Source organism: Bacillus sp. N447-1, from assembly GCF_022701035.1.
Taxonomy (GTDB): Bacteria; Bacillota; Bacilli; order Bacillales; family Bacillaceae_G; genus Bacillus_A; species Bacillus_A cereus.
Genome location: NZ_CP065509.1, coordinates 2919881 through 2930000, shown reverse-complemented (window position 1 = coordinate 2930000; position 10120 = coordinate 2919881). Strand labels below are relative to the sequence as shown.

The following is a 10120-nucleotide window of genomic DNA, read 5'->3' as shown; positions in this document are numbered from 1 at the left end:
CGAAAGTCGGGCTTAGTGATCCGGTGGTTCCGCATGGAAGGGCCATCGCTCAACGGATAAAAGCTACCCGGGATAACAGGCTTATCTCCCCCAAGAGTCCACATCGACGGGGAGGTTTGGCACCTCGATGTCGGCTCATCGCATCCTGGGGCTGTAGTCGGTCCCAAGGGTTGGGCTGTTCGCCCATTAAAGCGGTACGCGAGCTGGGTTCAGAACGTCGTGAGACAGTTCGGTCCCTATCCGTCGTGGGCGTAGGAAATTTGAGAGGAGCTGTCCTTAGTACGAGAGGACCGGGATGGACGCACCGCTGGTGTACCAGTTGTTCTGCCAAGGGCATAGCTGGGTAGCTATGTGCGGAAGGGATAAGTGCTGAAAGCATCTAAGCATGAAGCCCCCCTCAAGATGAGATTTCCCATAGCGTAAGCTAGTAAGATCCCTGAAAGATGATCAGGTTGATAGGTTCGAGGTGGAAGCATGGTGACATGTGGAGCTGACGAATACTAATAGATCGAGGACTTAACCATATAATATGTAGCAAATGTTATCTAGTTTTGAAGGAATATATATTAAAATTTCTTCTTGACATTTCGAAAGAAATGTTTATAATGATAAAAGTCTGGTAATGATGGCAGAGAGGTCACACCCGTTCCCATACCGAACACGGAAGTTAAGCTCTCTAGCGCCGATGGTAGTTGGGACCTTGTCCCTGTGAGAGTAGGACGTTGCCAGGCTAATATTATTCCGCAGTAGCTCAGTGGTAGAGCTATCGGCTGTTAACCGATCGGTCGTAGGTTCGAGTCCTACCTGCGGAGCCATTATGCTTCCATAGCTCAGCTGGTAGAGCACTTCCATGGTAAGGAAGAGGTCACCGGTTCAAGCCCGGTTGGAAGCTTGGGAATAGGTTTAAAACTTTTTTGGCCCGTTGGTCAAGTGGTTAAGACACCGCCCTTTCACGGCGGTAACACGGGTTCGAATCCCGTACGGGTCACCACTTTTGGAGGATTAGCTCAGCTGGGAGAGCACCTGCCTTACAAGCAGGGGGTCGGCGGTTCGATCCCGTCATCCTCCACCATATATATTTAAAATGTCGGAGGGGTAGCGAAGTGGCTAAACGCGGCGGACTGTAAATCCGCTCCTTCGGGTTCGGCAGTTCGAATCTGCCCCCCTCCACCATTTTCTTTAAAATAACCTGAGAGGGTTTATTTTTTTGAAAAGATAACCATACTAGTAAATATTAATGGGCTATAGCCAAGCGGTAAGGCAACGGACTTTGACTCCGTCATGCGCTGGTTCGAATCCAGCTAGCCCAGCCATTTACGAGCCATTAGCTCAGTTGGTAGAGCATCTGACTTTTAATCAGAGGGTCGAAGGTTCGAGTCCTTCATGGCTCATCATTTTTGCGGAAGTAGTTCAGTGGTAGAATACAACCTTGCCAAGGTTGGGGTCGCGGGTTCGAATCCCGTCTTCCGCTTAATTAATAAGGGGCCTTAGCTCAGCTGGGAGAGCGCCTGCCTTGCACGCAGGAGGTCAGCGGTTCGATCCCGCTAGGCTCCATCTAAATAAAAAAGCTTACATCATACGATGTAAGCTTTTTTTGTGTTTAAAAAGACAACTTTTATACTTGTCGTTTAAAATGAAGAAAACGTAAAAATAAGGGATGGGGAGATAATTGTGAAAGTTGTTATTGCATCTGATTCATATAAAGAAAGCCTAAAAGCTATAGAAGTATGTGGAGCTATTGAAAGAGGTTTTAGAGCAATTTTTCCTAATGCAGAGTATGTGAAAATACCAATTGGAGATGGAGGAGAAGGGACGGTTGAATCACTTGTTGATGCTACAGGGGGGAGAATTATATCAATTAGTGTGACAGGACCGCTTAGAGAAGGTATACAAGCTTTTTATGGCATTTCTAAAGATAAAAAGACAGCGTTTATTGAAATGGCAGCAGCATCAGGATTACAGCACGTTCCAGTTGAAAAGCGCAACCCACTTATTACAACGACAAAAGGAACAGGAGAACTTATATTACATGCGCTAGATCAAGGAGTGGAGTACATAATTTTAGGACTTGGAGGAAGTGCTACAAATGATGGCGGGGCAGGTATGTTAGAGGCTTTAGGAGTAAGGTTTATAAATGGTAAGGGTGAAGTAATAGATCCATCTGGAGGCACATTACACTCGATTGTTACTATTGATTTTTCACGAATGGACCCACGCTTAAAGGGGGTAAAGATAGAAGCGGCATGTGATGTGGATAATCCATTAGTCGGAATGCAGGGAGCATCTTTCGTATTTGGGAGACAAAAGGGTGCAAATATCGAGATGATGAAAGAGCTAGATGAGAATTTACAACATTATGCGAATATGCTTAAACGATATGTATCTTTTGATGTATCTGAAATACCTGGTGCAGGGGCAGCGGGAGGAATGGGAGCGGCTGTTATTTCAGTGTTAAAGGGAGACTTGCGTAGGGGCATTGAAATTGTATTAGATTATACAAATTTCGATAAACATATAGAAGATGCACATCTTATTATAACTGGTGAAGGTAGAATAGATAAACAAACTGCATATGGAAAGGCTCCTGTGGGTGTTGCGGGGCGTGCAAAACGTTTTTCTGTGCCTGTAATTGCTATTGGAGGGTCTGTATCATCTGATTGTTCAGCTGTGTACGAGAAAGGAATAGATGCGGTATTTAGTATCACAACGAGACCGATGACACTAGAAGAAGCATATAAAGTAGCAGAAGAAAATATTGAAATGACAACGAAGAATATTGCAACAGTATGGAAAATAGCATCAGAAAAACACTTCTAAATATAGGAGTGTTTTATTATTATTATTTAATAATAGTGATTGCGATTGTTTCATTAAGTTAACTTTATACATAGAATAGTCTTAAAATTTGGTTTTCAACGTGAATATAAGTGAATAAATTGTATATCCATACAGAAAAATGTCGAGTTGAGTCAGACTATATAAAAGATTTAAAATATTTAGTGAAGGCATAAAAGGGGGATACTATCTATGAAAAAAGAAATCTCAGTTATTGGAGTTCCAATGGATTTAGGACAGATGCGTCGTGGAGTTGATATGGGACCGAGCGCGATCCGTTATGCAGGGGTAATTGAAAGAATTGAAGAAATTGGATATGACGTTAAAGATATGGGAGATATATGTATAGAGAGAGAAAAAGAGATAGATGAAAATACAAAATTAAGAAACCTTACACAAGTTGCAACTGTATGTAATGAATTAGCAAGTAAGGTGGATCATATTATAGAAGAAGGTCGTTTTCCACTTGTATTAGGTGGTGACCATAGTATTGCTATCGGTACATTAGCTGGTGTAGCAAAACATTATAAAAACTTAGGCGTTATTTGGTATGATGCACACGGTGATTTAAATACAGAGGAAACTTCACCATCTGGAAATATTCATGGTATGTCACTTGCAGCAAGTTTAGGTTATGGACATTCTTCACTTGTAGATTTATACGGAGCATATCCAAAGGTGAAAAAAGAGAATGTCGTAATTATCGGTGCGCGTGCATTGGATGAAGGAGAAAAAGATTTCATTCGCAATGAAGGTATTAAAGTGTTCTCAATGCATGAAATTGATCGTATGGGGATGACGGCTGTGATGGAAGAAACAATCGCATATTTATCTCATACCGATGGTGTACACTTATCATTAGATTTAGATGGTCTTGATCCTCATGATGCACCAGGTGTTGGAACGCCTGTAATTGGCGGTCTATCTTATCGTGAAAGTCATTTGGCGATGGAAATGTTAGCAGAAGCTGATATTATCACATCTGCTGAATTTGTTGAGGTAAATACGATTTTAGATGAGAGAAATAGAACGGCAACAACAGCAGTTGCTTTAATGGGTTCTTTATTCGGTGAAAAACTAAAATAAATGTAAGAAAAGCAACTGAGAAGTTGCTTTTTTTATTTGAAAATAAGCGTATAATAATGATTTATATTATACTGTACAATAAAAATGTTTGACATCTTACCAATTTGAGCTAAAGGGGGTTGTTTGTAATTGTCGTTTGTTTCATGTATGGTATAATTAACTAGTTGTTGGAAATACATACAGATAGAGCATAAAACAATATTTCAATATATGGATAGAATTGCTCGTAAGTAGGAGGAAGGGATAGCATGCCTTTTGAAGATACGACCATTTTGAAATATCTTAGTACGGCATTAGATATTGCCATTGTATGGTTTATTATATATAAGCTAATTCTTATAATCCGAGGGACGAAAGCTGTTCAACTTTTAAAAGGGATTACAGTTATTATCGTCGTTAAGATGATCAGTATTTTCCTTGAATTGCGTACGCTATCTTGGCTAACTGAACAAGTATTAACGTGGGGATTTTTAGCCGTTATTATTATCTTTCAGCCAGAATTGCGAAGAGCACTTGAGCAGCTAGGGCGCGGGAGTTTATTTTCGCGTGTTGGAACGCATGAGGATGATGAACCTGAAATGGTTGCAACAGCGATAGCAAAAGCAACCGAATATATGGGGAAACGTAGAATTGGTGCATTAATTACTTTGTCAAAAGAGACCGGTATGGGTGATTATGTGGAAACGGGTATTCCGCTTAATGCAAACGTATCATCGGAATTACTTATTAATATTTTTATTCCAAATACACCTCTTCATGACGGAGCGGTAATTATGCAAGGAAGTACAATTAAAGCAGCAGCATGCTATCTTCCATTATCAGAAAGTCCGTTTATTTCTAAAGAATTAGGAACTAGACATCGTGCTGCAATGGGAGTTAGTGAAGTTACTGATAGTATTACAGTAGTTGTGTCTGAAGAAACTGGTCAAATTTCTTTAACGAAAAATGGTAAGTTGCATCGTGATTTGAAGACAGAACAGCTGAAAGATATGTTATTAGCTGAATTTAGTGGAAACGAAAAAACGACTTCTTCGTCTTTATGGAATTGGAGGAGAAAGCGTCATGGATAAGTTAATGGAGAATCATTGGTTTTTAAAAGGGATCTCATTACTATTGGCGTGTATGCTTTTTATGTCAGCGACGTTAACTGAAAAAAATACGACATCAGGTATATTACCTTTTGCAAATGATACGAAAGAAACATTAACTAATTATGCTATTAATCTTAAGTATGATGAGGAGAAATATATTGTAAGTGGTATTCCGGCAGAGGGCGTTAAAGTAAAATTAGAAGGCCCAAAAGCATCAGTTGCTACAGCAAAAGCAAAAAAACAATTTGACATACCGGTTGATTTGCGAGATAGTCCAAAAGGAACTTATGAGATTTCTTTAAAAACGAACGGGCTTCCAGATGATGTGAAAGGAACAGTTCAGCCATCAACAATTAAAGTTACTCTTCATGAAAAGGCGAGAAAATATGTTCATGTAGATCTGAAATTATCAAATGAGGATCAGATGCCAGCGGGGGCTACTCTAGAAAAATCAAGCCTTAAACCGGATACTGTTGAGGTAGTTGGGACGAAAGAAGAAATTGAAAGCATTTCCTCTGCCAAAGCGTATGTTGATTTAAAAGGTGTTAATAAAACTGTTACAAAAACGCCCGAAGTTACATTATACAATAAAGAAGGAAAACGTTTAAATGTAAGAACAAGTCCATCTAAGATTAGTGTAACGTTGAATGTGGCAACGCAAACTACAGCCAATAATACTGAAAAAACTGTTCCTGTAACGTATACGAAGAAGGGGAGTTTAGCAGAAGGATTGGCGGTTACAAATATCAGTGTTGAACCGAGAGAAGTAACGATAGCTGGTCCAAAAGATATTTTGGATAATATACAATCGCTAGAGGGGGTCGAAGTAGATCTTAGTCAATTGACAGAGTCTACAACATTCGATGCCTCTGTTTTATTACCCAAGGGTGTAACAAGTGCAAAACCGAATCAAGTGAAGGTTTCGGTGGGAGTGCAAAAAACAAAACAAACGAAAACAAAAACGATTGATGGTATCCCAATCCAGAAAAATGGACTGTCTAAAGATGTTACTGCTCAGCTACTTTCGCCGCAAGATGGAAAGATAAGTGTTGATATTTCAGGAGAAGCAAGTATAGTAGATAAAATAACAGCTGCTCAAATAACAGCGGTAATTAATCTGCAAAATGTATCCTCAGGGACGAAAGATATTTCCATTCAAGTGAGCGGTCCTGGTAATATTTCAATAGAGCCAAAACAAAAAAGTGCTAAAGTTACTATTGTGAAGAAAGAGAAACCAGATAAAGAAGTACAGGGTAACGGTCAACAACCGGATTCAAATACGGATCAAGAAAATCAAAATGAGAAACCAAAAAATCCTGAACCTGATTCAGAAAAAGAACAGGAAAAGAATCAAAACCAAAATCAAAATCAAGATAAAGATAAAGAAACGAGTCAAGAACCAACAGTAGATAATCAAAAAGAGCAAGAAAAAGGAGCGAATCATAATGGGTAAATATTTTGGTACAGATGGAGTACGCGGAGTTGCAAATAAGGAGTTAACACCTGAATTAGCTTTCAAAATTGGACGTTTTGGTGGTTATGTATTAACAAAAGATACAGATCGTCCAAAAGTAATTATCGGTCGTGATACACGTGTATCTGGTCATATGTTAGAAGGAGCTTTAGTAGCAGGTCTATTATCAACTGGAGCAGAAGTAATGCGCCTTGGCGTTATTTCTACACCGGGCGTTGCTTATTTAACAAAAGCACTAGATGCACAAGCGGGTGTTATGATTTCTGCATCTCATAATCCAGTACAAGATAACGGTATTAAATTCTTTGGTTCAGACGGCTTTAAATTAACAGATGAGCAAGAAGCTGAGATTGAAGCTTTATTAGACAAAGAAGTTGATGAACTACCACGTCCGACAGGTACTAATCTTGGACAAGTGAGCGATTACTTTGAAGGTGGACAAAAATATTTACAGTACATTAAACAAACTGTTGAAGAAGATTTCTCTGGCCTACATATCGCTTTAGATTGTGCACATGGTGCAACTTCTTCTCTAGCTCCATACTTATTTGCAGACCTAGAAGCTGATATTTCAACAATGGGAACTTCTCCAAACGGTATGAATATTAATGAGGGTGTAGGATCTACACATCCAGAAGGCTTAGCTGAATTGGTAAAAGAAAAAGGTGCGGATATCGGACTTGCTTTTGATGGCGATGGCGACCGTTTAATTGCTGTAGACGAAAAAGGAAACATCGTTGACGGTGATCAAATTATGTTCATTTGTGCGAAATATATGAAAGAAACTGGTCAATTAAAACATAATACAGTTGTTTCAACTGTTATGAGTAACTTAGGTTTCTACAAGGCACTTGAAGCAAATAATATTACAAGTGATAAAACAGCAGTTGGTGACCGCTACGTAATGGAAGAAATGAAGCGTGGAGGTTACAACCTAGGTGGAGAACAATCAGGCCATATTATCTTACTTGATTACATTACAACTGGTGATGGAATGTTAAGTGCACTTCAACTTGTAAACATCATGAAAATGACGAAAAAGCCATTATCTGAGCTTGCAGGAGAAATGACGAAATTCCCACAATTGTTAGTAAACGTTCGTGTAACAGATAAAAAATTAGCATTAGAAAATGAAAAAATTAAAGAAATTATTCGTGTTGTAGAGGAAGAAATGAACGGTGATGGCCGTATTCTTGTTCGTCCATCTGGAACAGAGCCACTTATTCGTGTAATGGCAGAAGCACCAACACAAGAAGTTTGTGATGCATATGTACATCGCATTGTAGAAGTTGTGAAAGCTGAAGTTGGCGCTGAATAATTAGCTGAATTTATATGAAAAAGGAGCACAAAAAGTGCTCCTTTTTCATATGTTTTATAGACGATGAAAAAAATTTCATTGACGGTTTATCCATGTTTGTTATAAGATGGTCTTGTTCTTTTTCTCAAAGGAAATATTGTAAATTATAAAAGCGCCAGAACTACAAATAGTGTAGTTGACGAGGTGGGGTTTATCGAGATTTCGGCGGATGACTCCCGGTTGTTCATCACAACCGCAAGCTTTTACTTAAATCATTAAGGTGACTTAGTGGACAAAGGTGAAAGTGTGATGAGAGAAGAGGAACGGATGAAAACTAGCTGTATAAGTATATACGGACTTAAACCCAATCGAGAGGAAGGTGAAAGCCGTTACAAGCTTACAGGGCTAGCAATATGTAATCCGTTTTTTAGTATAAATAAAAATGGTATCGGACTATGTCGTTACATGTTCGCAGAGCAGTGTAAGCATTTGTAACGGCGACTAAACATGTGTGGAATCGTAGGATTTATTGGAGAGCAAGATGCAAAGGAAATTTTATTAAAAGGTTTAGAAAAGTTAGAATATCGTGGATATGATTCAGCAGGTATTGCAGTACAAGCAGAGAACGGTGTTGTTGTATACAAAGAAAAAGGCCGTATCGCAAAACTTCGTGAAATCGTAGATGAGAACGTAGCAGCAAGCGTGGGTATCGGACACACACGCTGGGCTACACACGGTGTTCCAAGTAAAGTAAACGCGCATCCGCATCAAAGTACATCAAAACGCTTTACATTAGTTCATAACGGTGTAATTGAAAACTATGAATTAGTGAAAAAGGAATATTTACAAGATGTAACGTTCGTAAGTGAAACAGATACAGAGGTTATCGTACAGCTTATGGAACAACAAGTGAGCACAGGATTAAGTGTAGAAGAAGCGTTCCGTAATACGCTATCTCTTTTACATGGCTCTTATGCAATCGGATTACTTGATGCTGAAAATCCAAACATGATTTATGTTGCTAAAAACAAAAGCCCGCTATTAGTAGGTGTTGGTGACAACTTTAATGTTGTGGCAAGCGACGCTATGGCGATGTTACAAGTTACAGATCAATTTATTGAGTTAATGGATAAAGAAATCGTAATCGTAACGAAAGAAAGTATTACAATTAAAAACTTACAAGGTGAAACGATTGAACGTGCACCGTTTACAGCGGAATTAGACGCAAGTGATATTGAAAAGGGAACATATCCTCATTTCATGCTTAAAGAAATCGATGAGCAACCACTTGTAATCCGTAATATAATTCAAAAGTATCAAGATGAAAATGGCGAAATTGAATTAAATCAAGACATCCGCAATGCGATCTTAGATAGCGATCGTATTTACATCATTGCATGTGGAACGAGTTATCATGCAGGTCTTGTTGGAAAACAATTTATCGAGAAGTTTGCAAAAATGCCAGTTGAAGTACACGTGGCAAGTGAATTCTCTTACAACATGCCATTATTAACAGAAAGACCATTCTTCATTTACATTTCACAAAGTGGTGAAACAGCTGATAGCCGTGCAGTACTTGTGCAAACAAATGAAATGGGCCATAAAGCATTAACAATTACAAACGTGCCTGGTTCTACGCTTTCTCGTGAAGCTGATTATACACTTCCGTTATACGCTGGACCAGAAATTGCAGTTGCATCAACGAAAGCTTACACAGCACAGCTTGCAGTACTTTCAATTTTAGCGGCTGATATTGCTAAAGCAAAAGGTGAAGTTCTTGATTTCGATTTAACACACGAACTAGGACTTGTAGCAAATGCAATGATAGAACTTTGTGATCAAAAAGAAGAAATGGACGCATTAGCAAAACAATTTTTAGCGACAACGCGTAACTGTTTCTTCATCGGACGTAGCGTAGACTTCTACGTAGGATTAGAAGGTGCGTTAAAACTAAAAGAAATCTCTTACATCCAAGCAGAAGGATTCGCTGGAGGAGAGTTAAAACACGGTACAATCGCTTTAATCGAAAATGGTACACCAGTTATCGCACTTGCTACACAAGAGCACGTAAACCTTGGAATTCGCGGCAACGTGAAAGAGGTAGTAGCACGCGGAGCTAACCCATGTATCATCTCAATGAAAGGCTTAGAAATGGAAGGAGACAGCTTCGTATTACCAGCTGTACACGAAGCGCTAGCACCGCTAGTAGCAGTTATTCCATTACAACTTATCTCATACTACGCAGCACTTCACCGCGAGTGTGACGTTGATAAGCCACGTAACTTAGCTAAGTCTGTTACTGTTGAGTAGGAGATTGGTAGGTTAATAAGTATAGTT

At 39.2% G+C, this 10120-nt stretch carries 7 protein-coding genes, 9 tRNA genes and 2 rRNA genes (1 of these 18 only partly in view); all 18 read left to right on the top strand.

Annotated features, from left to right (window positions below):
• Positions 1-524, top strand: a 23S ribosomal RNA gene (locus tag IQ781_RS14745); it begins 2391 nt to the left of the window's first position.
• 91 nt (positions 525-615) lie between these two features.
• Positions 616-731: ribosomal RNA gene (gene rrf / locus IQ781_RS14740) — 5S ribosomal RNA — on the top strand.
• A 9-nt stretch (positions 732-740) separates the two neighbouring features.
• Positions 741-815 (top strand) — tRNA-Asn (locus tag IQ781_RS14735).
• A gap of 4 nt (positions 816-819) precedes the next feature.
• Positions 820-892: transfer RNA gene (locus IQ781_RS14730), tRNA-Thr, on the top strand.
• A 24-nt stretch (positions 893-916) separates the two neighbouring features.
• A tRNA-Glu gene (locus IQ781_RS14725) sits at positions 917-991 on the top strand.
• A gap of 5 nt (positions 992-996) precedes the next feature.
• Positions 997-1072 (top strand) — tRNA-Val (locus IQ781_RS14720).
• Between the two features lie 17 nt (positions 1073-1089).
• Positions 1090-1173 (top strand) — tRNA-Tyr (locus IQ781_RS14715).
• Positions 1174-1238: 65 nt separating this feature from the next.
• Positions 1239-1313 (top strand) — tRNA-Gln (locus IQ781_RS14710).
• Positions 1314-1318: 5 nt separating this feature from the next.
• Positions 1319-1391 (top strand) — tRNA-Lys (locus IQ781_RS14705).
• An 8-nt stretch (positions 1392-1399) separates the two neighbouring features.
• A tRNA-Gly gene (locus IQ781_RS14700) sits at positions 1400-1471 on the top strand.
• Between the two features lie 10 nt (positions 1472-1481).
• Positions 1482-1554 (top strand) — tRNA-Ala (locus tag IQ781_RS14695).
• A gap of 117 nt (positions 1555-1671) precedes the next feature.
• Entirely contained in the window at positions 1672-2817 is a 1146-nt protein-coding gene (locus tag IQ781_RS14690; RefSeq protein ID WP_000869588.1) for a glycerate kinase, read from the top strand.
• A 210-nt stretch (positions 2818-3027) separates the two neighbouring features.
• The gene (rocF, locus tag IQ781_RS14685) at positions 3028-3921 is read left to right on the top strand and encodes an arginase (protein WP_000711563.1); all 894 of its coding nucleotides are present in this window, start codon (positions 3028-3030) and stop codon (positions 3919-3921) included.
• A 248-nt stretch (positions 3922-4169) separates the two neighbouring features.
• Positions 4170-4991, top strand: a complete 822-nt coding sequence (cdaA, locus tag IQ781_RS14680) for a diadenylate cyclase CdaA (protein ID WP_001115697.1) — start codon at positions 4170-4172, stop codon at positions 4989-4991.
• Positions 4984-6465 (top strand): CdaR family protein, encoded by a 1482-nt coding sequence (locus tag IQ781_RS14675; protein ID WP_000359601.1) that lies wholly within the window; start codon positions 4984-4986, stop codon positions 6463-6465. The genes cdaA and IQ781_RS14675 overlap by 8 nt, the downstream gene beginning before the upstream one ends.
• Complete coding sequence (gene glmM, locus IQ781_RS14670; protein ID WP_000521476.1) at positions 6458-7804, top strand: phosphoglucosamine mutase; 1347 nt, start codon at positions 6458-6460, stop codon at positions 7802-7804. Before IQ781_RS14675 ends, glmM begins: the two co-directional genes overlap by 8 nt.
• A gap of 288 nt (positions 7805-8092) precedes the next feature.
• Positions 8093-8278 carry a hypothetical protein gene (locus IQ781_RS14665; RefSeq protein WP_001206405.1) on the top strand — a complete coding sequence of 62 codons (186 nt, stop codon included), beginning with the start codon at positions 8093-8095 and terminating at the stop codon, positions 8276-8278.
• A gap of 12 nt (positions 8279-8290) precedes the next feature.
• Positions 8291-10093: a glutamine--fructose-6-phosphate transaminase (isomerizing) gene (gene glmS, locus IQ781_RS14660; RefSeq protein ID WP_000334163.1), complete on the top strand. Its 1803-nt coding sequence runs from the start codon at positions 8291-8293 to the stop codon at positions 10091-10093.
• The last annotated feature ends 27 nt before the right edge of the window (positions 10094-10120 follow it).